Here is a 22,941-nt window from a genome sequence, read left to right as displayed (position 1 = left end):
CGCGAAGCGACCGCGCGGCAGGGTCGGAAGCCCTCCCGCGCGGACCGACCGCCGCGCAGGCTCAGAGCTTGACCAACGTCCGGCTGTACTGCGGAATCAACCGGATCTTGCCCGCGGTGCCGAAGTCGATGGTCACCGTGGCCAGTGGGCCGAAGCCCTCGGCGGCGATCACGCGGCCCAGACCGTACTTGTCGTCGCTGACCCGATCGCCCACGGCGAGCACCAAGTTCGTGTTGTTGCGGGTCGCGCCGCCGGGAGCGGGCCTGCGCGGTCCACGATCACGCAAGCCGGGCCGCTGCTGCGACCACCCGTCGCCGCGCGTCCAGTCCCGCTCCAGGCCGTCGTCGTCGCCACGCCGCCGGATACCTCTCGTTCCGGGCGATCCGGCCGGCTCGAGCCGCCGCCAATCGATGAGGTGGCCGGGGATCTCTTGCAGGAACCGCGATTCCGGGTTGGACACCGGTTGCCCCCACCCGGATCGCACCACCGCCCGCGTCAGGTACAGGCGGCGGCGAGCCCTGGTGATGCCGACGTAAGCGAGGCGGCGTTCCTCGGCCAGTTCGGTGGGATCACCGAGCGCCCGCATGTGCGGGAACTGCCCGTCCTCCCAACCGGTGACGAACACCACCGGGAATTCCAGCCCCTTGGCGGTGTGCAGCGTCATCATCGTGACCACGCCGGAGCCCTCGTCCGGGATCTGGTCGGTGTCGGCCACCAGCGAGACGCGCTCCAGGAACGCGGCGAGCGAACCGGGATCCGGCTCGCCTTCACCGACTTCGGGCAGCAGGCCCTCCTGCCGGGCCGCCTCCGCGTTGTTGTGCGCCTCGGAGCTGAACTCCCGCGCGACGCTGACCAATTCGTTGAGGTTGTCCAGGCGGGCGCCGTCCTGCGGGTCGTCGGAGGCCTCCAGCTCGGCGCGATAACCGGTGCGCTCGAGCACCGCTTCGACGACGTTGCCCACGTCGGGGAAATCGGATTCCGCGCGTTCGCCCGCGGCGCGGACGTCGTCGAGCAGGTCGAGGAAGCTCGCGATGGCGCGCTGGGCGCGCGTGTTCAGCAGCGCCACCTTGCCTTCGGCGGCGTCGCGCAGCGCGGCGGCGAAACCGATCCCGCGCTGTTCGGCATGGACCGCCACGCAGGCTTCGGCGCGGTCGCCGATGCCGCGGCGGGGGGTGTTCAGGATGCGGCGCATGCTCACCGCGTCCTCCGGGTTCTCCAGCACCCGCAGGTAGGCGACGATGTCGCGCACCTCTTTGCGCTCGTAGAAGCGGACGCCGCCGACCACCTTGTAGGGCAGGCCCATCCGGATGAAGATCTCTTCCAGCGCGCGGGAGTTGTTGTTGGTGCGGTAGAACACCGCGACGTCGGCGTAGTTGGCCTCGCCCTGGTCGACCAGCCGGTCGATCTCGCGCGCCACGAACGACGCCTCGTCGTGCTCGTTGTCGGCGACATAGCCGGTGATCAGATCGCCCTCACCGGAATCGGTCCACAGCTTCTTCTCCCGCCGGTTCTCGTTGCGCGAGATCACCGCGTTGGCGGCGGAGAGGATGTGCTGGGTGGAGCGGTAGTTCTGCTCCAGCAGAATGGTTTCGGCGTCGGGGAAGTCGCGCTCGAACTCCTCGATATTGCGGATCGTCGCGCCGCGGAAGGCGTAAATGGACTGGTCGGCGTCACCCACCACGCACAGTTCGCTCGGCGGGACCCGATCCTCGGCCGCCTCGTCCACGTGGTGGCCGACCAGCTCGCGGACCAGGACGTACTGCGCGTGGTTGGTGTCCTGGTACTCGTCCACCAGCACGTGCCGGAACCGGCGGCGGTAGTACTCGGCGACCTGCGGATGGTTCTGCAGCAGCGCCACCGTCTCGCCGATCAGGTCGTCGAAGTCCAGCGCGTTCGCCGAGCGCAGCCTGCGCTGATACTCGGTGTAGACCCTGGCCACCAGGGCGGGCAGCTCGGTGTCGTCCGATTCCGCGTCCGCGGTGGCCCGGGCCGGATCGATGAGCTCGTTCTTCAGGTTCGAGATCGCGGTGGCGAGCAAGCGCGCCGTGTACTTCTTGGTGTCGATGTCCAGGTCGCGGCTGATCATGGTGAGCAGGCGCCGCGAATCGTCCGCGTCGTAGATGGAGAAGTTCGAGTTCAGGCCGGGCAGCAGCGCCGCCTGGGTACGCAGAATGCGGACGCAACTGGAGTGGAACGTCGACACCCACATGGTGTTCGCGCGCGGTCCGACCAGCCCCGTCACCCGCTCCCGCATCTCCGCGGCGGCCTTGTTGGTGAACGTGATGGCGAGCACTTGGCCCGGCGTGACGCCACGGGCGGCCAGCAGATAGGCGATGCGGCGGGTGAGCACGGCGGTCTTTCCCGAGCCCGCGCCCGCCACGATGAGCAGGGGGGATCCGGTGTGCACCACCGCTGCCCGCTGCTGCGGGTTCAGGCCGTCGAGCAGGCGCTCGGCTTCCTCGGCGCGCCGCTTTTCGCGCTCGACACGCTGCCGCTCGCGTTCGGCGTCCGTCGGCGGCGCCTCGGGCACGGCGGCAGGCCGCGACCCCTCCGCTGCGTCACCGCCGGGAAACGGCGGTTTCGGTGTCGGGTCCGGGTGCGCGATCCGACCGGCCTGCGTCTGGGGAGCCTGTGTCTGGGGAGCCACCGTGATGTCCATCGTCCATCCACGCTACCGGCGGCCACCGACACAGATGAAGCCCCGGGGGACATCGGTATCGGTTCGGCGCCGGATGTCTGAACGCCGCGTTAACTCCCGCTGGTGGGAAGCCGGGGTGAAACGACCTGCGTCTGTCCCGCGATTTTCAAACGTATCCGTTTTGCATACCCCCCAGCCCGTGGCACACTGGCGACATGCTCAGCGCTTTCGCAAGACATCCGATTCGGCTGCCTGCCGGACACCGGGATCGCGGAGCCTGTACCTGAGCACACCTTTCTGGGGGGACAATACAAGGCCCCACCAGGTCTGTTTCACGGTGAAAGAACTGATCGGTAACGAGCCCCGCGCACGCGCCGATCGATGTTCTGACACGAGGAGATGAATGATGAGCACCCCTGCCACGACGACCGGGTCCGAATCCGCGTTGCCGCAGACCGAGGCCGAGATCGACAAGCTCCGTAAGGAGATCGACCGTCTCGACGCCGAGATCCTGGCCGCGATCAAGCGGCGGACGGAGATTTCCCGGATCATCGGCCGGACGCGCATGGCGTCGGGCGGGCCGCGCCTGGTGCACAGTCGCGAAATGAAGGTGCTGGAGCGGTTCAGCGAGCTCGGCCAGGAAGGCCACACCCTCGCCATGCTGCTGCTGCGCCTCGGGCGCGGTCGCCTCGGCCACTGACCTGACAACCACGCGGCGCGCTCGCGAGACCGCCGCTTCCACCAGGCCGCCCCGGGTGTGCGCACCCCGGGGCGGTCGTTTCATGTCCGCGGTCGGATGCGCGAGCGCTCCCCGCCCGGGGCAGAGCGTTCAGGTGAGCGCGATGTACTTGGTGGACAAGTACTCTTCGATCCCCTCGGTGCCACCCTCCCGGCCGAAACCGGACTGTTTGACGCCGCCGAAGGGGGCCGCGGGGTCGGAGATGACGCCGCGGTTGACGCCCACCATGCCGGATTCCAGGCCCTCGGCGATCCGCAGGGCGCGATCGAGGTCGCGGGTGTAGACGTAGCTGACCAAGCCGAATTCGGTGTCGTTGGCGGCGGCGAGCCCTTCCTCCTCGGTGCTGAATCCCACGATCGGCGCGACCGGGCCGAAGACCTCCTCGCGCAGAATCCTGGCTTGCGGCGGGACGTCCCGCAGGACGGTCGCCGGGTAGAACCAGCCGGGCCCGCCGGGCGCCTTGCCGCCGATCAGCACCCGCGCACCGGCCGCGACGGCGTCGTCCACCAGTTCGCTCACCGTACGCAGTTGCTCCTCGTTGATCAGCGGGCCCAGCGTGGTGTCCGGGTCGGCGCCCGGTCCGAGCCGCACGCTGCTCGACATCGCCTCCACCAGCTTGGTGGAGAACTCCTCGAGCACGCTCTCGTGCACGTGGAAGCGGTTGGCCGCGGTGCACGCCTCGCCGCCGTTGCGCAGCTTCGCCAGCATCGCGCCCTGCACGGCGGCATCCACATCGGCGTCCTCGAACACCACGAACGGCGCGTTCCCGCCGAGTTCCATGGAGGTGCGCAGCAGCCGGTTCGCGGACTTCTCCACCAGCTTCTTGCCCACCTCGGTGGAGCCGGTGAAGGTGAGCTTGCGCAGCCGGGGATCGTCGAGCAGCGGCTGGGTCACCGCGCCGGAGCGGCTGGAGGTGACCACCGAGAGCACGCCGTCGGGCAAGCCTGCCGCGCTGCACAGCTGAGCCAGCAGAAGCATGGTCAGCGGTGTCGCCGAGGCGGGTTTGACGATCATCGTGCAGCCCGCCGCCAGCGCGGGGCCGATCTTGCGCGTGCCCATCGCGAGCGGGAAGTTCCACGGCGTGATCGCCAGGCAGGGGCCGACCGGTTGCTTGTGCACCATGATCCGGCCGGTACCGGAAGGCGCGTGCAGGTAGCGCCCGTGCACCCGGGCGGCCTCCTCGCTGAACCAGCGGAAGAACTCGGCGCCGTAACGCACCTCGTTGCGGCTCTCCGGCAGCGCCTTGCCCATTTCCAGGGTCATCAGCAGGGCGAACTCCTCCGCGCGGGCGGTGATCTGCTCGAACACCTCGCGCAGGATCTCCCCCCGCTCGCGCGCGGCCGTGGCCGCCCATTCGTCCTGTGCCGCTACGGCCGCGTCGAGCGCGCGCACCGCGTCCTCCGGGGTCGCGTCCGCGACGTGCGTCAGCACCTCCCCGGTCGCGGGGTTGTGCACCGGGAAGGTGCCCGCCCCGATGGCGTCGACGGGCCGGCCCGCGATCCACAGCTGCTTCGGTACGGATTCGAGAAGTTCACGTTCGGAGCCCATGAGGCCAGACTATGCCTCGCGAGACCCGACTCTCCGCGAACGCACCCGTGCGCGCGACCGTGCCTGCTTGTACTCTCGGCGAACGTGAGCAGCGACATCACCGCGACGGCGGCATGGCGGAAACTGCACGATCATCACGGCACTGTCGCCGATCGACACCTCAGGGAGTTCTTCGCGGACGATCCGGCGCGGGGCAGCGAGCTGACCGTCGGGGTGGGCGATCTGCACATCGACTACAGCAAGCACCGCGTCAACCGGGAAACCTTGCATCTGCTGGTGGAATTGGCGCGCGAGGCGGGTGTGCCCGAGCGGCGTGCGGCGATGTTCCGGGGCGAGCACATCAACACCTCGGAGAACCGCGCGGTCGGCCATGTCGCGCTGCGGCTGCCCGCGGGCGAGACCGTGATCATCGACGGCGTCGACGCGGGCGACGATGTGCACGAGGTGCTGCGGCGGATGGGCGAGTTCACCGACGCGCTGCGCTCCGGCGCGTGGCGCGGGGCGACGGGCGAGCGCATCACGACGGTGGTCAACATCGGCATCGGCGGCTCGGACCTCGGGCCGGTCATGGTGCACCAGGCGCTGCGGCACTACGCCGACGCCGGGATCGGCGCCCGGTTCGTCTCGAATGTCGACCCGGCCGACCTGATCGCGAAGCTGGACGGCCTGGATCCGGCCACCACGCTGTTCATCGTCGCCTCGAAGACGTTCTCCACCTTGGAGACGCTGACCAACGCGACCGCGGCCCGGCGCTGGCTGGTCGCCGCGCTCGGCGAGGACGCGGTGGCCAAGCACTTCGTGGCGGTGTCCACCAACGCCGAACGAGTCGCGGACTTCGGTATCGACACCGCGAACATGTTCGGTTTCTGGGATTGGGTCGGTGGCCGATACTCGGTGGCCTCGGCGATCGGGCTGTCGGTGATGGCGACCATCGGCAAGGAACGCTTCGCCGAGTTCCTCGCCGGTATGCACGCGGTGGATCGGCACTTCGCCACCGCGCCGCTGGAGGCGAACGCCCCGGTGCTGCTCGGCCTGCTGGGGGTCTGGTATTCGAACTTCTTCGGCGCGGCCTCCCGCGCGGTGCTGCCGTATTCGAACGATCTGGCCCGCTTCCCGGCCTACCTGCAGCAGTTGACCATGGAGTCCAACGGCAAGTCGGTGCGCGCCGACGGAACCCCCGTCACCACCTCCACGGGCGAGATCTTCTGGGGCGAGCCGGGCACCAACGGCCAGCACGCCTTCTACCAACTGCTGCACCAGGGCACCCGGCTCATCCCCGCCGACTTCATCGGATTCGCCCAGCCCACAGCGGATCTGGCGACCATCGACGGCACCGGCAGCATGCACGACATCCTGATGAGCAACCTGTTCGCCCAAACCAAGGTGCTCGCCTTCGGCAAGACCGCCGAGGAGATCGCCGCCGAGGGCACCGATCCCGCACTCGTGCCGCACAAGGTGATGCCGGGCAACCGTCCCTCCACCACCATCCTCGCGCCCCGGCTCACCCCGTCGGTCGTCGGTCAGCTCATCGCGCTCTACGAGCACCAGGTCTTCGTGGAGGGCACCATCTGGGGCATCGACAGCTTCGACCAGTGGGGCGTCGAGCTCGGCAAGCAGCAGGCACTCGCCCTGGCCCCGCTGCTCACCGACGCGCAAGAGCCACCGCCACAGGATGATTCGTCGACCGACTCGCTCATCCGCTGGTACCGCGCGCACCGCTGATCGGTCCGCGACGCTAGACAGTCCCGTCGGGCGGGCTTTTGCGCTGCGCCTCGTCGAGTCGACGGATGATGAGCGAAGTGCCGATCGCGATCAAGGTGCCGATGACGCCGAGATCGAAGACGACTTGCACCATGGTGGCCACTTTCGCCGCCGGCCCGACCGCGTGCACGTCGCCGTAGCCGACGGTGCCGAGAGTGACGATCGTGTAGTAGAGCGCGTCGGTTCGCGTGTGCAATCCGTCGAACTGGCCGGGCGCGCGCTGTTCGAGCACGTAGTAGTAGATGGCGAAAAACGTCACCACTACGCAGACCACGAGCAGCACGTCGTTGATCCGCCCGCTGCTCGCCCGCGGATCGCGGAAGTAGCGGCGCACACGCCACCGGGCCAGCCAGATCAAGCCGGCGACTCCGACGACGAAGGCGACCAGCCCGAGCACCGCGGCGGGGCGACCGAGCGGCACGCTCTCCAGCGGCAGAAAGTAGTAGAACAGCAGTGCGCACACCACGGCCGGCACATTGTGCACAACGCGCGATGACCTGCCGACTGCGCGATTCTCCGTCATCGCTCCATCATCTGCCCAGGTAGAGCGCATGAGCCGCCGCACGCGCCGGGACGCGATGCGCGGTCGGCTCGTCGGATGCCGCGGGGCCATGTCTCGGCGTCCCATGGACGTGACCTGGCTCACCAGGCGTCACAACGATCGTTCACGCGGTGTCTTGTGTGCGAAGCCCTCGAACGAAGGAGACGCCATGACTGGAAACATCGATGTGGTCGTGGTCGGCGGCGGATACGCCGGCGTCTTGGCCGCCAATCGCCTGACGCAGCGTGACGACGTGGCAGTGACTCTGATCAACCCGCGCCCGACCTTCGTCGAGCGCGTCCGTCTGCACCAACTGGTCGGCGGTTCGCATCAGGCGGTGGTCGACTACCGGGAGATCCTGGGCGGGCGTGTCCGGCTGATGGTCGACACCGTGACCCGGATCGACGCGGCCGAGCGCAGCGTGGGGTTGTCGAGCGGCGGCACGGCGAGCTACGACTATCTGGTGTACGCGGTGGGCAGTGGCAGCGCCGATCCGGGCGTGCCTGGCGCGGCCGAGTTCGCCTATCCGGTCGCCACTCTGGAGGAGGCGCAGCGGCTGCGGCCGGTCTTGGACGCAACGCCCGTGACGGCCGCGGTGACCATCGTGGGAGCCGGTGCGACCGGCCTCGAGATCGCCGCCGAGCTGGCGGAGCAGGGTCGCCGGGTGACCGTGGCGTGCGGCGGGGCGCTCGGCCCGTACCTGCATCCCCGAGGTCGGCGCTCGGTGGCCAGGCGGCTGGCCGCACTAGGGGTGACCGTCCTCGAAGGCCCCGACTCGAAGGTGACGGGCGTGACGCCGGATTCCGTGCGGCTCAGTGGCGGCCACAAGCTGCGGAGCACGGTGACCATCTGGACCGCCGGTTTCGGCGTGCCGGATCTGGCCGCCCGCAGTGGGCTGAGCACCGACGCGCTCGGCCGCCTGCTCACCGACGAGACGTTGACGAGCGTGGACGACTCGCGCATCGTCGCTGCGGGGGATTCGGCGGCGCCGTCGAACCTGCCGTTGCGAATGAGCTGCCAGACCGCGCGTCCGCTGGGCGCTCACGCCGCGGACACGGTGCTGGCCCGGATCGCGGGCACCCAGCCCGCGGCCATCGACGTGGGTTACTTCGGCCAGTGCATCGCCCTTGGCCGTCGCGCCGCCACCCTCCAGGTCGCCTCCAGGGACGACACCGCGAACAGGTTCTACATCGGCGGTCGCCTGGCAGCGAAGATCAAGGAATTCGCTTGCAAGAACGTCGTCGCGGAACTGGCGGACGAGGCGCGTAAGCCCGGTTCGTTCACCTGGGGATTCAAGAACGACAAGCGCAGGCAGCTGCTGCGGGAGCGCGGCGAGGTGCGCGCCGTCGTGCCTCAGCGGTCGAGGACCGCGTAACCTCCCGCATGCCGGCGCAGCACGAGGTCGGCGCGCTCCCTTGTGGTCGCGACGAGATCCGCGTTGCGTAAGTCGCTGTCGTGCACTTTGGCGCGGGCCGCCGCGGGGGGTGCGACCGCCGCGGATGTGCCTGTCCAGCAGGCGTTTCTCGATTTCGTCGCGCGCCGCGTCCAAGTACCAGCATTCGTCGAGCAGGACGCGGACCGCCGACCATCGCCGCCCTTCGAAGTCGTCGAGCAGCAGGTAGTTGCCCTCGGTCAGGACGATGGACTGCCTATCGAGCACCACGCCGCCGGGCACCGGCGCATCGATGGACCGATCGAACGTCGGCCATGGCACCGGGTCACCCACCGGCGTGGTGCGCAGGCGTCGCAGCCCCGCGACGTAGCCGTCGACGTCGAAGGTGTCGGGCTCGCCTTTGCGTGGAAGGCTTTCCATCGCGCGCAGCACGTCGTTGCCCAGGTGATACCCGTCCATGGGTGCGATCTCGGCGACCATGCCGCCCGCCTCGGCATTGATCGCATCGCGCAACGCGGCCGACAAGGTGGACTTGCCCGCGCCCGGCGGCCCCGCGATACCGAGCAGATACCGCCCCCGCGCGGCCCGGTCGAGCACCCGCCGGGCCAACCAGCTCACCGGTCGCTGCACGAACTCCCCTGCCATCGCCGCCACACTACCGCCGTGGGGCGTCTCATGGCTCACCCGCGAACTCGCGCGGACGATCGCGCCGCACGGCGGTCTTTCGCCGCGCGCGACATGACCGATATCGGCGACGTTCACCCGCCATCGCGAAGACGCCGGCGCACCTGGGCGGACAACTCCGCCGCCTGGTCGCGCAGCGCCTCGGCGAATACACCGCGGGGTTCGGCGGCGCGGTGGTCACCACGATGCGCGAGGACAGTTCGACGCACCGCGGCCGGGTGATCGATCCGGAGCAGCGCGATGGTCGGCGGCAGGACGGGAACGGCGATGCCGGGGACCACGGTGATGCCGAGTCCAGCCGCGACCAAGCCGAGTTTGGCGAACCAGTCGCGGGCGACGAAGGCGATCTCCGGCTCCCACCCGGGATCGCGCCACGCACCGAGGAGGGTGTCGGCCGGTTCCTGACTGCCCGCGATCCAGCGTTCGGCGCGCAGCAGATCGGGCGGCGCGCTGGTGGCTCCCGCGAGCGGATGCGTGGACGCGACCGCGACGAGCAGCGGATCGTCCAGCAGCGGTTCGATCTCTACGCCGCTGGGCAGGGTGTCCGGCGCGGTCACCACGGCGAGGTCGAGGCGTTCACGCGCGACGGCGGTGAGCAGCCGGGGACTCAGCCCCTCCCGCAACGAGATCCGTAGCTGCCGATCGCGGACGGCCGTGGCGGCGATGGCCCGGGGCACCAAGGCGGCGGTCGCGGTGGAGAACGCGCCGATGCGCAGGCGGCCTGCCGGGCGCGTCGCCAGATGCCGGATGTTGTGCCGGGCGTGCTCCAACTCGCCGAGAATCGCCTCCGCGTGCCGCAGCACGACGCGTCCCGCCTCGGTCGGCTGCACCCCGCGGGCGTGCCGCTCGAACAGTGGGCGACCTGCGGCCCGCTCCATCAGCGCGATCTGCCGGGACACCGCCGATTGGGTGTAGCCGAGGTTCTCCGCCGCGGTCGAGAACGATCCACAGGCAGCCGCCTCCCGTACCACGCGCAGGCCCGCGACGGTGAATTCATCCATGCGTATTGCTCATACCAGATATGCCAGACAGTTGCTTGTCGCATGTGTCGGGCGACTTTAGCGTCGAGTCATGACCGCGATGGAGAACAAGAAGCTGCTCGCCGACATCTTCGAGCAGATGTCCCTCGGCAACACCCGCGCGCTGAGCGACGCCATGGCCGACGACTTCCGCTGGGTGTTCCCCGGCGACTGGTCCTGGAGCGGCGCCTGGGCACCGAAGTCCGCGGTGCTGGACCGCCTCCTTCGTCCGCTCATGGCGCAGTTCACCGAGTACCGCAGCGCCGCGGAGCTGATCCTCGCCGTGGACGACCGCGTCGTCGTGCGGGCCCGCGCCCAGGCCGTGACCATCCGCGGCGAAACCTACGACCAGATCTATTGCTTCCTCTTCCGGGTCACCGACGGGAAGCTGCGCGAGGTGGTCGAGTACTGCGACACGGCATTGGTCGAGCGCGTGCTGACCCGCCCTGTCTGATCCTCCGCCCGCACCGGATACGCGGCGAGCCGAGCCTCGCGCCGCTCGCCGCCACCTCCGGTCCGGCACCTGATGCCGAGCCGCCGCTCGCCACCACCCGCACGACCTCCGACACCGAGCCGCCACTCGCCACCACCCGCACGACCTCCGACACCGAGCCGCCACTCGCCACCACCGGTCCGGCACCCGACACCGAGCAACCACTCGCTACCACCCGACAACGAGCAACCGTCCCATGTCCCGGCGGCCTTTGTCTCGGGCCGAGACACGACGTTCACGGAGACCGGTTGCACACGAACCGGTCTCCGGGGACGCGAGCGGGTCAGATGAAGGCGCGGTCGATGATCGCGCCGGTGTCCACTCCCGTGGGCAGCGTGCCGAAGGCGATGCCCCAGTCGTCGCCGAGCCGGGTGGCGCAGAACGCGTCGGCGACCGCGGGGTGACCGTGGCGAACCAGTTGCGCGCCCTGGAGCACGAGCGCCATCAGCTCCACCACGCGCCGGGCGCGGTACTCGATGTCGTCGAGATCCGACAACTCCTTGCCGACCAGGGCGATCGCGTCGTCCAGGCGCGGGTTCGCGCCCTTGGCCAGCGAAACCTCGTTGAAGTACGCCTCGACCGTCTCCGGTTGGCGTCCCATGGCGCGCAAGGCGTCCAGCGCCGCGACGTTGCCCGACCCCTCCCAGATGGACATCAGCGGCGCTTCCCGGTACAGCCGCGGCATGCCGGATTCCTCGGCATATCCGTTGCCGCCCAGGCATTCCAGCGCCTCGGCCGCGTGCGCCGGGGCTCGCTTGCACACCCAGTACTTGGTGACGGCCAGCGCGATGCGCCGCAGCGCCGCCTCGGCCGGATCCTGCCCGGCCCGGTCGGTGGCCCCGGCCAACCGCATCATCACGGTGGTCGCGGCGTCGGATTCGATCACCAGGTCGGCCAGCACGTTGCGCATGGCGGGCTGGTCGATCAGCTCGGCGCCGAACGCCTTCCGGTGCCTGGCGTGATGCACCGCGTACACGGTGCCCGCCCGCATGCCGGTGGCCGAGCCGATCACGCAGTCCAGCCGGGTCATGTTCACCATCTCGATGATGGTCTTGACGCCCGCGCCCTCCGCGCCGACCAGCCAGCCGACGGCGTTCTCGTACTCGATCTCCGAGGAAGCGTTGGACTTGTTGCCCAGCTTGTCCTTGAGCCGCTGGATGCGGATGGGGTTGCGGGCGCCGTCCGGCAGCACCCGGGGCAGCAGGAAGCAGGACAGGCCGCCGGGCGCCTGCGCCAGGGTGAGGAACATGTCCGACATCGGCGCGGAGGTGAACCATTTGTGCCCGACGATCCGGTAGGTGCCGTCCGGCTGCGGCGTCGCGGCGGTGGTGTTGGCGCGCACGTCCGAGCCCCCCTGCTTCTCGGTCATCGACATGCCCGCGATGAGCCCCGCCTTGGTGGACGGTTCCCGCAGCCCGAAGTCGTAGACGCGGGAGCCGAGCAAAGGTTCGAACCTCGCCGCCAGTTCCGGGTTGTGCCGCAACGCGGGGACCACCGCGTAGGTCATCGAGATCGGGCACATGTGGCCCGCGTCGGCGATGCCCCAGGTGTAGAACTTCGCCGCGCGCGCCACGTGCGCGCCCGGGCGGTCGTCCAGCCACGGGGCGCCGTGCAGGCCGTGCTCGACGGCCACGCGCATCAAGTCGTGCCAACGCGGATGGAACTCCACCTCATCGATGCGGTGACCGTAGCGATCGTGGGTGCGCAGGACCGGCGGATATTCGTTGGCCAGCCTGCCCCACTCCTGCGCCTGCGCGCCACCGGCGAGCGCGCCCAGCTCTCGCACCTCGGATTCGGCCCAGCCCGCGCCTTCCCGGCGCAAGCCCTCGAGCAGCGCCGGATTGCGCGCGGCATCGAAGGGGACGATGTCGGGTACCTGGTTGAAGACTTCATGCGTCTGCATCGGACACTCCTGATTCCAGCCGGGCGCGGCCGGCGCCCGGGTCGTCGCGCACGCCCAGCGCGCGGATCGCGAAAGCGATGAGTTCGGGGACGACGGATTCGCCGTGCGGCGCGTCGGCGAGCGGGCCGACGAGCACCTCGCCGATCGCGCCGACCAGCGCGGCCGCGCTGATCCTCGGGTCCTGCGGTGGCAGTTCGGCCCGCGCGATCCCTTCGGCCACCGCCGATTCGAAGGTCTCGGCGAATGCGCGCCGGAAGCGCAGGCGTTCGCTGTCCACGGCCGCGTCGACCGGCTCGGCGAGCAGCACGTAGGCCAGATTCGGATTCTTCAGCGCACGACCGGCGAAGGTCTCCACCGCGGCGGTCACCCGTTCGATCGCCGTCCCGTGCGCACCGGCCGCGGCCACCGCGGCGACCTCGCGGGCGACGACTTTCCGGAAGACCGCGCGCACCAGAGCGGTCTTGCCGTCGAAATTCTTGTAGACGGTGCCGGTGGCAACGCCCGCCTCGGCCGCGACCGCCGCCATGGACAGCGCGGCGTACCCGCCATCGGACAGCACCTTGGTCGCGGCGTGCACGATCAGCCCCGCCTGAGCGTCCAGGCGGGCCTGCACAGCGGGGGTTCTGCGGTAGGCCACCCAAGAAGTGAACCATGAATTCATTTCTTCCCACAAGGGTGCTTTTACGGCGTATGGTCGAGCTCGTGACCGTACTGATCGAACGCAACGGGCCCGTGACCACCGTGATCCTGCATCGCCCCGAGGCGCGCAACGCGGTGGACGGACCGACCGCCGCAGCGCTGGCCACCGCCTTCCGCGAGTTCGACGCCGATCCCGACGCGGCGGTCGCGGTGCTGTGGGGCGACGGCGGCACGTTCTGCGCGGGCGCCGACCTGAAGGCGCTCGGTACCGAGCGCTCCAACCAGGCCACCGAGGACGGCGACGGCCCGATGGGCCCGACCAGGATGCGATTGTCCAAGCCGGTGATCGCCGCGGTCTCCGGTTTCGCGGTGGCGGGCGGGCTCGAGCTCGCGCTGTGGTGCGACTTGCGGGTCGCCGAGCGCGACAGCACCTTCGGCGTCTTCTGCCGCCGCTGGGGCGTTCCGCTGATCGACGGCGGCACCATCCGGCTGCCGCGCATCGTCGGCGCGGGCCGCGCCATGGATCTGGTGCTCACCGGACGCGCGGTCGGCGCGGACGAGGCGCTGCAAATGGGGTTGGTGAACCGCGTGGTGCCCACCGGCGAAGCCCGCGCCGCGGCGGAGGCGCTCGCCGCGGAACTGGCCGCGCTGCCGCAGACCTGCCTGCGCTCGGACCGGATGTCGATGCTCGAGCAGGACGGGATGACCGAGGAGGCCGCGCTGCGCAACGAATTCCGGCACGGACTGACGGCACTGGCCGATGGCGCGCTGGACGGCGCCGAGCGCTTCGCGGCGGGTGCGGGCCGGCACGGCGCTCGCGCCTGAGCCCGATGGGCCGACTGAGCGTCGTCGACGAGATCTTTCTGCGCACCCATCGCGGGCTGGGCACCCCGATCGCACTGCAGGGGCTGTGGCGAACGGCGGACCGGGTCGACCCCGCGCTGCTGACGCGGGTGCACGAAGCGCTGCGCTCGGGACCGCTGGGCCGCAGAGTGGTTCCAGCGCGGGTGCCGGGCGCTCGCCGGGCCTGGCGACCGAACGTCCGCGCCTATCCGATCGACCACGCCGATGGCGTGCTCCCGGTCGCGGAGCTGCTCGACTGGGCAGACGCGCAAGGCGCCGGGCTCGATCCGGAATACGGTCCCGGATGGCGGCTTTCGACCGCAGCGCTGGACGACGGCGGATCGGTCGTCTCCCTCACCTGCTCGCACGCGCTGGCCGACGGGCGGGCGCTGGTGCTCGCGGTAGACGACGCTCTGGGCGGCGCTCGGGTGCCGCTAACGAAACTTGCTACGCGAGAGTCGGATTGGTCCGATGCCAGGCGCCAGTGGTCGATCGTCCTACGCGGGACCGCGGCGGCACTGCGGCACGGGATACCGCGACAGCCCGCCGCACCGATCCGCGACGAGCAGTCGCGCGGGGCCCGGAAGACGACGCACAGCGCGATCCTGCAATGCCCGGCCGCGCAGTGGGACCGCGTCGCCGCGCGAGACGGCGGCACGGCCAACAGCCTGTTCATCCACCTCGTCGCGAACATACTGTGGGACAGCGGATTTCCCCGCGAGACGATCGAGGCGAGCCTGCCCGTCGACACCCGCGACGAACCCCGCGTCGACAACGACCTCGCCATGACCCGCATCGCGATCACCCGCGCCGACACACCCGCGACGATTCGCACGCTGGCCCGCTGCGCCTACGACCAGCGCATGTCCGCGCCGAGCGGCATGCCCGAACAGCTCCTGCAGGTGATCCCGGACCGCTTGGCCTACGCGCTGTCCAAGGGGGCGGGCGAGCGGGACATCCTGTGCTCCAACATCGGAACGCTCCCGGCGTCGTTGCGCACGCTCGGCCCGCACCACTGCACCGGCGTCGCCGCCCGCGCCATCCATCCGGGCCTCGGCGCCGCGCGACTGCCCCGCACCCGCCTCTCGGGCTACCTGTGCCGCATCGGTGACGACTACGTACTGAGCCTGGTCGGCCTCGACCCTGCGCGGATCGCGACGGCCGACGCGTTGCGCGAACTGGCGGCGCGCGCGGTCGGCTCCGCGGGCTTGCGCGCCTTCGCGTGGTGATTTCGCACGCGGGGCCTCTCGCTCCATCGTGCAGCGACGCGCAAAACAACGGCGAACTTCTGGCGAATTTTTGGCAATCTGGTATTAAGTCCAATTGTTCCTTCGCCGATCCCGGTGGTCGGCGCGATGCCGACGACGACCGTCCACCGGTCGCGCCGGCCGACTCGCCGTGTCGGCGCCTCACCGCCGCGAGCCGCGCCGCCGGATAGAGTCTCACTGCCGCGCACGCCGAATGGAGTCCGCGACGACCCATTTGCCGTGCGAGTCCGTTCGCGTACGAAGTTCCGATTCGATCGATACTCGACTGGAGCATGATGAACCGCAAGCATTCGCGTACTCTCGCCGCGATCATCGCGGTAATCGTCGCCGCTACCGGCTCTTTCGCCGTGTCCGATACCGTGGCGGGGGCCGAGCCGGGGGAGGTCGGCACCCGCGGGCTACATCTGATCGCGTCGGTGGACTACAACAACGTCGTACCCGGCGGTGACGTCGCGTTGGGAGTTCCGTTCGCGCACGCGGTCAAGGTATCCGGAGACTTTTCGGTCGTTTCCGACGGCGCCGCGGCGATGCGTGGCGGACAGATCGTCGCCGGATATCTGATCGGCTGTGCGGTGGACATTTCCGACGGCATCTCGGTGTCCATCGCCGGGGCCGTCGGCGCCGGTGTCGAATTCACGCCCGGCATCGTCATCGAATTGGGTGGAATCGATTTCGGCGGATTCAACGAACACGGAATGCTCGAGGAGTTGCCGGTGATCGTCGCTCCCGTCATCGCCCTCGGCGCGGACACCACCTTCGGCGTCAACGGCGAACTCGGCGGTGAGATCACCGTGAATCTGGCGCCCGGCAGCGTGACCGCGGCGGTGATCGCCGAGGCGGACCTCGACGAGGAGTCGACGTTCCCCTTCACCTTCGCGCACAGCAATACCCCGCTGAACGTCAACGGATGCCTTTCCCCCGCCTCCGCGATGCCATTCATCACCGTCCGCGCCGAGGCCCGCAACGGTATTGCGCAAACGACGGGCTACGGTCCCCAATTCGTCTTCTGAACCCGCGCCGCACAGCACAGGAGATTCAGCACAACGCATTTCGAAACTTCGGAACCGGGCGCGGTGTGATTCCGCGCTCGTCTACGACCGCCGATTCGTACTTCGCACCGCCGCTCGGCCTCCCGCGCCCGCTCTGGCCGGTACGGAGGATCGAGCCGGACGGTGCGAAGTACGTGAGAGGTGCTCAGGAGTCGGCGCGCTGGAGCACGTCGGCGGGGACGCGGATGCCAGGCGCGAGGTCCGGGGAGTCGATGGCGGAGTCCCATACCTGGCGCAGGGGAAGGACGCCCGCCCAGACGCCGCCCGCCTCGATGTCGGCCTCGTCGTCCCTGGGGCCGCCTTCGCGGATCTTCACCGATGCCTCGGTGAGATCCAGGGCGAGCACTTCGGTCGCGGCGAGCTCCTTCTTGCTGGGCGGCCGCACCCGCGACCACGAGCCGGGTGCGGCGTGCTCGACGATCACGCGCAGTCCGTGCACGCGTTCTTCGTGGTCGGTCACCTCGCGAGCGCGCCCGAGCACGACCGCCGAGCGGTAGTTCATCGAGAAGTGCATGGCCGAACGCGCGTAGACCACGCCGTCCACCAGAGTCACCGCTACCGAGATGTCGGCGGCGAGTGCCGCGCGCATGTTTCCCGCGCCGGTGGAACCGTGCAGGTAGAGCGTGTCACCGTCGCGGCCGTATGCGGTGGGCAGCACGACCGGCGTGCCGCCGAGCAGCACACCGAGGTGGCAGATCAGCCCGGCGTCGAGTACCGCGTCCAGGTCGGCGCGATCGGTCCTGGCGCGGTCGGTCAACCTGGTCGGCGTGCTGCGCGATGTCGGCGAGAGTGGAGTCCGTGGGCTGACTGTCTCGGTCATGGACCCAGCATCGGGCCGCGAATGGCATTATCAAAGTGCCAATTCAAGCAAATTTCGGCGGTCCACTTCGAGGAGAAACCGTGCTGGAGGACCTTCCCCTCGCCCTCGATCGTGAGCTGACGCAACCGCTGTCGGTGCAGATCGCCGACCAAGTGCGCCGTGCCGCGACCACCGGACCGCTGCGCAGCGGCGACCGCCTGCCGTCCACCCGCGCGCTGGCCGAGCGGCTCGGCGTGAGCCGCACCGTGGTCGCCGCCGCCTACGACCAACTGCACGCGGAAGGCTGGATCACCGGCAGACGCGGCTCCGGCACCTATCTGACGACCGCGCCTGCCGCGGCGCCCGCCCGCGCCGATGCCCGCCACGACACCGCCCCCGCGCCGCGGCTGTTCGACCTGTCCCCGGGAGCTCCCTGCATCGATGCCATCGACCCGGCCGCGTGGCGTCGCGCCTGGCGTGCCGCCGCGGATCATCCGCCGCTCGTGCGCAAGGACCGCGCGGGCGAGCCGGAATTCCGGACGGCGGTCACCGAGCATCTGCTGCGCCACCGCGGGATCGGGGCGGGCAGCGACACACTGCTGCTCGCCACCGCCGGAACCAGTTCCGCCGTAGGCGAATTGGCTGCGGCGCTGCTGCGCCCGGGCGCTGCCGTGGCCATGGAGGACCCGGGCTACCAGCGCGCCGCGGGCGCCTTCGCGGCGGCAGGAGTCGACGTCCTTCCCGTCCCGGTGGACGAGAAGGGCCTGCGCGTCGATCTGCTGCCGCCCCGGATCGAAGCGGTGTACTGCACGCCTGCGCATCAGTTCCCGCTCGGCGCGCGCATGCCCGCGGCGCGGCGGGTCGAGCTGGTCGAGCATGCGCGGCGATCCGGGATCTTTGTCATCGAAGACGACTACGACGGGGAATTGCGCTACGACACCGCCCCGCTGCCGTTGCTCGTCACCATGGCTCCCGATGTCGTCGTTCACTTGGGCACGACGAGCAAGATCCTCTCCCCCGCCCTCGGGGTCGGCTGGCTGCTGGCCGCTCCGGCCGTCGCCGAGGCGGTGCTGGCCCACCGGGAGCGCACCGGCACCGGCCCGAGCCCGGCGGGCCAGCGGGTGCTGCTCGCCTTGGCCGCACACGGTGACCTGGCCAGGCACCTTCGCAGGCTGCGCCGCGCGCTGCCACCGCGCCGGATGCTGGTGGTGACCGAATTGCGCCGCCGCGGGCTCGGCGTGCTCGGCGACGACGCGGGTTCGCATGTCGTCGTGCCGGTGGAGTCGGCCGAGGCCGAGCGGCGCGTGGTCGCCGCGGGGCAGACGCGCGGTGTCGCGCTCGACGGTTTGGCCAGGTATCACCTCGGATCGCGCCGCGCGCACTTCGGCGTCGCGCTCGGCTACACGGCCCTGTCGTGGCCGGAGCTCACCGCGGCCGTTCCTTTGGCCGCCGAGTGCCTCGCCCGGCCGTAGCATGGTCCGCATGAGCGAACAGGACATCTTGGCCCGCATCAAGGAACTGGTCGACCAGGAACATCAGCTGCGCTCGCAGGCCACCCACGGCGAGTTGGACCCGAAGACCGAACGCCAGCGGCTGGCCGAACTCGAAGTGATGCTGGATCAGGCCTGGGACCTGCTCCGCCATCGCCGGGCGCGGATCGACCTGGGCGAATCCCCGGACGGGGTACAGGCGAATTCGGTCTCGCAGGTCGAAGGCTACCTGCAGTAGGCGCGGCGATGTCGAGCACAGCGACCGACTACGACGTCATCGTGATCGGTGGCGGACCCGCCGGTGAGAACGCCGCCGCCTACGCCATCGCGGGCAGCGACCGCACGGCCGCCATCGTGGAGCGTGAACTCGTGGGCGGCGAATGCTCCTATTGGGCCTGCGTTCCGAGCAAAGCGCTGTTGCGTCCGGGCCATGTCCTTGCGGCCGCGCGGGCGATGCCGGGTGTTTCGGCCACCGGCCTCGACATCGAGGCGGTGCTGCGGCGCCGCGACGCCTTCGTGCACGAACACGACGATTCCGCGCAGGTCGACTGGGCCCGCGGCAGTGGCATCGACGTCGTGCGCGGCACCGGCCGCCTGACCGGTGCGCGCTCGGTGGAGGTCGACGGGCGGCAGCTGCGCGCCGGGCATGCGGTCGTGCTGGCCACCGGCACCACCGCGAACATCCCCGACGTACCGGGCCTGCGTTCCGCGCTGCCGTGGACGTCGCGCGATGTCACCAATCTGCACGAGGTACCGCGCCGGGTCGCCGTGGTCGGCGGCGGCGTGGTGGCCGCCGAGGCGGCGACCTGGCTGGCCTCGCTCGGGGCCGAGGTCACCCTGCTGGTGCGCGGCTCGGCGCTGCTGGCCGCGGCCGAACCGTTCGCGCGCGATCGGGTGGCGGCGGCGCTGACCGACGCCGGCGTGCGGGTGCGCTTCGGTACCGCGCCCGCCGCCGTCGAGCGCCCGGCCACGAAGGACACCGGTGAAGGCCGGATCCACGGCGGTCCGGTCATGATCCGGCTGCGCGGTCCCGAAGGCGAGTCGGCTCTCGAGGTGGACGAGCTCGTGGTGGCGGCCGGACGCGCGCCCGCCGTGGCGGGCCTCGGCCTGGACACGGTCGGGCTGTCGGACGGGTATGTCGCGGTGGACGACCACCTCACCGCGCGCGACGTCGAGGGCGAGTGGCTGTATGTGGTCGGCGACCTCAACCACCGCGCCGCGCTCACGCATATGGGCAAGTACCAGGGCCGGGTTTGCGGCGACGTGATCGCGGCGCGGGCCGAGGGCAGGCCGCTGGACGACCCGCGGTTCGTCGCGAGTTCCGACCACGGCAAAGTGCCGCAGGTGGTGTTCACCGCACCCGAGGTCGCCTCCGTCGGTCTGACCGAAGCCGCGGCCAGGGACGCCGGCCATCCGGTCGAGACCGTCGAACTCGACATCGCCGTGGCCGGGTCGTCGCTGTCCCGCGACGACTACGCAGGCCGCGCGAAGCTGGTGATCGACAGCGCGACCGACACGCTGCTGGGCGCGACCTTCGTCGGCCCCGAGGTGGGCGAGCAATTGCACGCGGCGACGATCGCGGTGGTCGGCGGGGTGCCACTGGCCACGCTCTGGCACGCGGTGCCAGCCTTCCCTGCGGTCAGCGAGTTCTGGCTGCGACTGTTGGAGGCGCGCCGCTCATAGCTACCATTTGAAAATGGTGGCAACAACGGATATCGCGACCGCCGACGGAATCGTCCGCGGCCGCAGGGGCCGCCGCGTACTGCGCTGGCGGTCCATTCCCTACGCGGCTCCTCCGATCGGGGACCTGCGATTTCGCGCTCCACAGCCGGTCGAACCGTGGTCCGGCGTGCGGGCGGCGACGGAATTCACCTCCGCGGCGATGCAGCACCGCTCCGGGGCGCGGATCGGGCCGCGCGCCTACCAGCCGACCAGCGAGGACGCTCTGACACTGAATGTCACCGCGCCCGCGACCGCGGCGGCGGGCCCGCGACCGGTGCTGGTCTTCATCCACGGCGGCGGCTACCTGATCGGGACCTCGGCGCTCGGGCTGTATTCCGGCGCGCGGCTGGCGGTGCGCGGTGACGTGGTGGTGGTGTCGCTGAACTACCGGTTGGGCGCGTTCGGCTATGTCGACTTCAGTGAGTTCGGCACCGCCGAGCATCCGTTCGACGCGAACCTCGGATTGCGCGATCAACTCGCCGCCCTGAAGTGGGTGCAGACCAACATCGCGGCCTTCGGCGGCGACCCCGGCAACGTGACGATCTTCGGCGAGTCCGCGGGTGCGCACGCCGTGCTCGGTCTCCTGGCCACCCCAGCGGCCGAGGGCCTGTTCCATCGGGCGATTTCGCAGAGCCCGCCCGCCGACTGGGCGATGACCGCCGAGGAGGCGCGCGGCTTCGCGCGCCGTTGTGTCGCCGCGCTGGGCGCCACGCCGGACACCGCGCACACCGCGCTGCGCACCGCGGCCCCCAACGACATCCGCCGCGCCGTCGACCGCACCATCGCCCAGGTGCTGCGGGAACAGCCGGGCGTCTTCCCCGCCTGTCCGGTCGTGGACGGCGAGTTCCTGCCGCGCTCCCCCGTCGACGCGATCAGCGACGGCTCCGCCCACAAGGTTCCGCTGATCATCGGCACGAACCGGGACGAAGGCACGCTCTTCGCCAGGTTCGCCGACGAACTGCCCACCACGCCGCAGCGGCTGCGCTCCGCGCTCGGCCGCTCCGCCGAGGCCGAATCCCGGATCGCCGCGGCCTATCCCGGGTATCCCATGCCGAAGGCCGCGGTGCAGGCGGGCGGCGACTACACCTTCTGGCGTCCTTCGCTGACCGTCATGGAAGGCCACAGCAGGCACGCGCCGACCTACGCCTACCGATACGACTACGCCCCGCGCGCGCTGCACCTGGCCGGGCTCGGTGCCACGCACGCCACCGATCTCATCGCGGTCTTCGGCGTCGGCGACACCCCGATCGGCCGGGCCGTCACCGCCGCGGGCGGACGGCGCGGACTGCGCGCGGTCACCGACCAGTTCCAGGACAATTGGCTGGCTTTCGCGCGCACCGGAGCCCCGCTGCCGTCCTGGCCCGCCTACACCGAGGCCCGCAGGTCCACGCTGATCATCGACTACCCCACCCGGGTGGAACACGATCCGGACCGGGCCAAGCGACTCGCGTGGCAAGGCGTGCGGGTACCCACGGTGACCTGAGCCGGGCGGCTACTTCAGCAACCGCGACATCCGCCGGTCCGCGAGGATCTTGCCGCCGGTCTGACAGGTGGGGCAGTACTGGAACGACCGCTCGGCGTAGGCGACCTCGCGGACGGTGTCGCCGCAGACCGGGCAGGCCAGCCCGGTCCGGGCGTGCACCCGCATGCCGGAGCGCTTCTCGCCCTTGAGGCGGGCGGCGTCCTGGCCGACCGAGCGGCCTACCGCGTCGGTGAGCACGTCACGCATGGCGGTGTAGAGCTCGGCAACCTTGTCGGCGGGCAAGGTCTTCGTGTTCGCGAACGGCGAGATCCGCGCGGTGTGCAGGATCTCGTCGGAGTACGCGTTGCCGACGCCTGCCAGCAGCGTCTGGTCGACGAGCGCGGTTTTGATCCGTTGCGAAGTGCCGCCCAGGATGTCGGCGAACTGCGCCTCCGTCACTTCCAGCGCGTCGGGACCGAGCCGGGCGATGCCGGGCACCGCCTTCGGATCCTCCACGACGTACACCGCCAGCCGCTTCTTGGTGCCCGCCTCGGTCAGGTCGAACGCGGGCGTCGCCCCTTCGGGCGTGAAGAAATGCACCCGCAACGCCAGCGGGCTCTTGCCGCCCGGCTTGGGCGGCGTCGGGCTCGGTTCATCGATCCAGCGCAGCCATCCGCCGCGCGACAGATGCGTGACGAGCCACAGCCCGTCGCATTCCATCCCGAGGAATTTCCCCCAGCGCCCCGCACCGGTGACGTCTCGGCCGGACAGCGCGGTGACGGCAGGCTCGAAGGTCTTGACGGCGCTCAGCGCGGCCACGTCGACACGGCCGACCACGGCGCCGACCGCATGCTCCCGCAGGAACTGCGCCAACGCCTCCACTTCCGGTAGCTCTGGCACGGGGACCAGACTACCCAGCCCCGCCGACAACCTCCCGGTTCTCGCGCGGC

At 70.3% G+C, this 22,941-nt stretch carries 20 protein-coding genes; 12 read left to right on the top strand and 8 right to left on the bottom strand.

Going from position 1 to position 22,941, the window contains the following annotated elements; translation table 11 throughout:
* Nucleotides 1-61 precede the first annotated feature (61 nt).
* Entirely contained in the window at nt 62-2,659 is a 2,598-nt protein-coding gene (pcrA, locus tag IU450_RS31545) for a DNA helicase PcrA (RefSeq protein ID WP_195153378.1), read from the bottom strand.
* 385 nt (nt 2,660-3,044) lie between these two features.
* Between pcrA and IU450_RS31540 the strand changes: the two genes are divergently transcribed.
* Nucleotides 3,045-3,338, top strand: coding sequence for a chorismate mutase (locus tag IU450_RS31540; RefSeq protein ID WP_062977356.1), 294 nt, complete (start codon nt 3,045-3,047; stop codon nt 3,336-3,338).
* A 129-nt stretch (nt 3,339-3,467) separates the two neighbouring features.
* Here the strand turns inward: IU450_RS31540 and IU450_RS31535 are convergent, their stop codons facing one another.
* Complete coding sequence (locus tag IU450_RS31535; protein WP_195153377.1) at nt 3,468-4,925, bottom strand: NAD-dependent succinate-semialdehyde dehydrogenase; 1,458 nt, start codon at nt 4,923-4,925, stop codon at nt 3,468-3,470.
* Nucleotides 4,926-5,009: 84 nt separating this feature from the next.
* Between IU450_RS31535 and pgi the strand changes: the two genes are divergently transcribed.
* The gene (gene pgi / locus IU450_RS31530; RefSeq protein ID WP_195153376.1) at nt 5,010-6,647 is read left to right on the top strand and encodes a glucose-6-phosphate isomerase; all 1,638 of its coding nucleotides are present in this window, start codon (nt 5,010-5,012) and stop codon (nt 6,645-6,647) included.
* A 13-nt stretch (nt 6,648-6,660) separates the two neighbouring features.
* Here pgi and IU450_RS31525 read toward each other — a convergent pair whose 3' ends face one another.
* Nucleotides 6,661-7,209, bottom strand: coding sequence for a potassium channel family protein (locus IU450_RS31525; protein ID WP_195153375.1), 549 nt, complete (start codon nt 7,207-7,209; stop codon nt 6,661-6,663).
* Between the two features lie 187 nt (nt 7,210-7,396).
* Between IU450_RS31525 and IU450_RS31520 the strand changes: the two genes are divergently transcribed.
* Both IU450_RS31520 and IU450_RS31515 read left to right on the top strand, forming a co-directional pair.
* The gene (locus IU450_RS31520; RefSeq protein ID WP_195153374.1) at nt 7,397-8,602 is read left to right on the top strand and encodes an NAD(P)/FAD-dependent oxidoreductase; all 1,206 of its coding nucleotides are present in this window, start codon (nt 7,397-7,399) and stop codon (nt 8,600-8,602) included.
* Between the two features lie 475 nt (nt 8,603-9,077).
* Complete coding sequence (locus tag IU450_RS31515) at nt 9,078-9,362, top strand: hypothetical protein (RefSeq protein ID WP_195153373.1); 285 nt, start codon at nt 9,078-9,080, stop codon at nt 9,360-9,362.
* Nucleotides 9,363-9,378: 16 nt separating this feature from the next.
* Here IU450_RS31515 and IU450_RS31510 read toward each other — a convergent pair whose 3' ends face one another.
* Nucleotides 9,379-10,305 (bottom strand): LysR family transcriptional regulator, encoded by a 927-nt coding sequence (locus IU450_RS31510; protein WP_195153372.1) that lies wholly within the window; start codon nt 10,303-10,305, stop codon nt 9,379-9,381.
* Nucleotides 10,306-10,375: 70 nt separating this feature from the next.
* Between IU450_RS31510 and IU450_RS31505 the strand changes: the two genes are divergently transcribed.
* Nucleotides 10,376-10,777 carry a nuclear transport factor 2 family protein gene (locus tag IU450_RS31505; RefSeq protein WP_195153371.1) on the top strand — a complete coding sequence of 134 codons (402 nt, stop codon included), beginning with the start codon at nt 10,376-10,378 and terminating at the stop codon, nt 10,775-10,777.
* A gap of 322 nt (nt 10,778-11,099) precedes the next feature.
* On the opposite strand, the gene IU450_RS31500 is transcribed toward IU450_RS31505, so the two are convergent.
* Nucleotides 11,100-12,719: an acyl-CoA dehydrogenase family protein gene (locus IU450_RS31500; RefSeq protein ID WP_195153370.1), complete on the bottom strand. Its 1,620-nt coding sequence runs from the start codon at nt 12,717-12,719 to the stop codon at nt 11,100-11,102.
* Nucleotides 12,706-13,356, bottom strand: a complete 651-nt coding sequence (locus tag IU450_RS31495) for a TetR/AcrR family transcriptional regulator (protein WP_195153369.1) — start codon at nt 13,354-13,356, stop codon at nt 12,706-12,708. Before IU450_RS31495 ends, IU450_RS31500 begins: the two co-directional genes overlap by 14 nt.
* A 65-nt stretch (nt 13,357-13,421) precedes the next feature.
* On the opposite strand from IU450_RS31495, the gene IU450_RS31490 reads away from it, so the two are divergent.
* The 3 genes from IU450_RS31490 to IU450_RS31480 all read left to right on the top strand — a co-directional run bounded on the left by IU450_RS31490 (nt 13,422) and on the right by IU450_RS31480 (nt 16,479).
* On the top strand, nt 13,422-14,183 hold the full coding sequence (locus tag IU450_RS31490) for a crotonase/enoyl-CoA hydratase family protein (protein WP_195153368.1): 762 nt from the start codon (nt 13,422-13,424) through the stop codon (nt 14,181-14,183).
* A gap of 5 nt (nt 14,184-14,188) precedes the next feature.
* Nucleotides 14,189-15,430 (top strand): hypothetical protein, encoded by a 1,242-nt coding sequence (locus tag IU450_RS31485; protein WP_228835387.1) that lies wholly within the window; start codon nt 14,189-14,191, stop codon nt 15,428-15,430.
* A gap of 314 nt (nt 15,431-15,744) precedes the next feature.
* Complete coding sequence (locus IU450_RS31480; protein WP_195153367.1) at nt 15,745-16,479, top strand: MspA family porin; 735 nt, start codon at nt 15,745-15,747, stop codon at nt 16,477-16,479.
* Nucleotides 16,480-16,663: 184 nt separating this feature from the next.
* On the opposite strand, the gene IU450_RS31475 is transcribed toward IU450_RS31480, so the two are convergent.
* Complete coding sequence (locus IU450_RS31475; protein ID WP_195153366.1) at nt 16,664-17,338, bottom strand: pyridoxamine 5'-phosphate oxidase family protein; 675 nt, start codon at nt 17,336-17,338, stop codon at nt 16,664-16,666.
* An 80-nt stretch (nt 17,339-17,418) separates the two neighbouring features.
* Between IU450_RS31475 and IU450_RS31470 the strand changes: the two genes are divergently transcribed.
* From IU450_RS31470 to IU450_RS31455, 4 genes are read left to right on the top strand one after another with little or no spacing between them, the layout of a single operon-like run.
* Nucleotides 17,419-18,789 (top strand): PLP-dependent aminotransferase family protein, encoded by a 1,371-nt coding sequence (locus tag IU450_RS31470; RefSeq protein ID WP_195153365.1) that lies wholly within the window; start codon nt 17,419-17,421, stop codon nt 18,787-18,789.
* 10 nt (nt 18,790-18,799) lie between these two features.
* Complete coding sequence (locus tag IU450_RS31465) at nt 18,800-19,045, top strand: DUF2630 family protein (protein ID WP_195035458.1); 246 nt, start codon at nt 18,800-18,802, stop codon at nt 19,043-19,045.
* Between the two features lie 8 nt (nt 19,046-19,053).
* Nucleotides 19,054-20,490: a dihydrolipoyl dehydrogenase family protein gene (locus tag IU450_RS31460; protein WP_195153364.1), complete on the top strand. Its 1,437-nt coding sequence runs from the start codon at nt 19,054-19,056 to the stop codon at nt 20,488-20,490.
* Between the two features lie 13 nt (nt 20,491-20,503).
* A complete protein-coding gene (locus tag IU450_RS31455) occupies nt 20,504-22,012 on the top strand; it encodes a carboxylesterase/lipase family protein (protein ID WP_195153363.1) in 1,509 nt (502 codons plus the stop codon).
* Nucleotides 22,013-22,021: 9 nt separating this feature from the next.
* On the opposite strand, the gene IU450_RS31450 is transcribed toward IU450_RS31455, so the two are convergent.
* A complete protein-coding gene (locus IU450_RS31450) occupies nt 22,022-22,891 on the bottom strand; it encodes an Fpg/Nei family DNA glycosylase (protein ID WP_195153362.1) in 870 nt (289 codons plus the stop codon).
* Nucleotides 22,892-22,941 lie beyond the last annotated feature (50 nt).

The organism is Nocardia abscessus, assembly GCF_015477775.1.
GTDB lineage: Bacteria > Actinomycetota > Actinomycetes > Mycobacteriales > Mycobacteriaceae > Nocardia > Nocardia abscessus_A.
The sequence above is the reverse complement of the archived record's forward strand: the minus strand, read 5'-3'. Positions and strand labels throughout refer to the sequence as shown.

Excerpts from the sequence above, each read along its gene's own strand:
- pcrA (WP_195153378.1), bottom strand. The coding sequence starts at position 2,659 with ATGGACATCACGGTGGCTCCCCAGACACAGGCTCCCCAGACGCAGGCC.
- IU450_RS31540 (WP_062977356.1), top strand. The coding sequence starts at position 3,045 with ATGAGCACCCCTGCCACGACGACCGGGTCCGAATCCGCGTTGCCGCAG.
- IU450_RS31535 (WP_195153377.1), bottom strand. The coding sequence starts at position 4,925 with ATGGGCTCCGAACGTGAACTTCTCGAATCCGTACCGAAGCAGCTGTGG.
- IU450_RS31525 (WP_195153375.1), bottom strand. The coding sequence starts at position 7,209 with ATGACGGAGAATCGCGCAGTCGGCAGGTCATCGCGCGTTGTGCACAAT.
- IU450_RS31520 (WP_195153374.1), top strand. The coding sequence starts at position 7,397 with ATGACTGGAAACATCGATGTGGTCGTGGTCGGCGGCGGATACGCCGGC.
- IU450_RS31515 (WP_195153373.1), top strand. The coding sequence starts at position 9,078 with ATGGGTGCGATCTCGGCGACCATGCCGCCCGCCTCGGCATTGATCGCA.
- IU450_RS31510 (WP_195153372.1), bottom strand. The coding sequence starts at position 10,305 with ATGGATGAATTCACCGTCGCGGGCCTGCGCGTGGTACGGGAGGCGGCT.
- IU450_RS31505 (WP_195153371.1), top strand. The coding sequence starts at position 10,376 with ATGACCGCGATGGAGAACAAGAAGCTGCTCGCCGACATCTTCGAGCAG.
- IU450_RS31500 (WP_195153370.1), bottom strand. The coding sequence starts at position 12,719 with ATGCAGACGCATGAAGTCTTCAACCAGGTACCCGACATCGTCCCCTTC.
- IU450_RS31485 (WP_228835387.1), top strand. The coding sequence starts at position 14,189 with ATGGGCCGACTGAGCGTCGTCGACGAGATCTTTCTGCGCACCCATCGC.
- IU450_RS31480 (WP_195153367.1), top strand. The coding sequence starts at position 15,745 with ATGAACCGCAAGCATTCGCGTACTCTCGCCGCGATCATCGCGGTAATC.
- IU450_RS31475 (WP_195153366.1), bottom strand. The coding sequence starts at position 17,338 with ATGACCGAGACAGTCAGCCCACGGACTCCACTCTCGCCGACATCGCGC.
- IU450_RS31465 (WP_195035458.1), top strand. The coding sequence starts at position 18,800 with ATGAGCGAACAGGACATCTTGGCCCGCATCAAGGAACTGGTCGACCAG.
- IU450_RS31460 (WP_195153364.1), top strand. The coding sequence starts at position 19,054 with ATGTCGAGCACAGCGACCGACTACGACGTCATCGTGATCGGTGGCGGA.
- IU450_RS31455 (WP_195153363.1), top strand. The coding sequence starts at position 20,504 with ATGGTGGCAACAACGGATATCGCGACCGCCGACGGAATCGTCCGCGGC.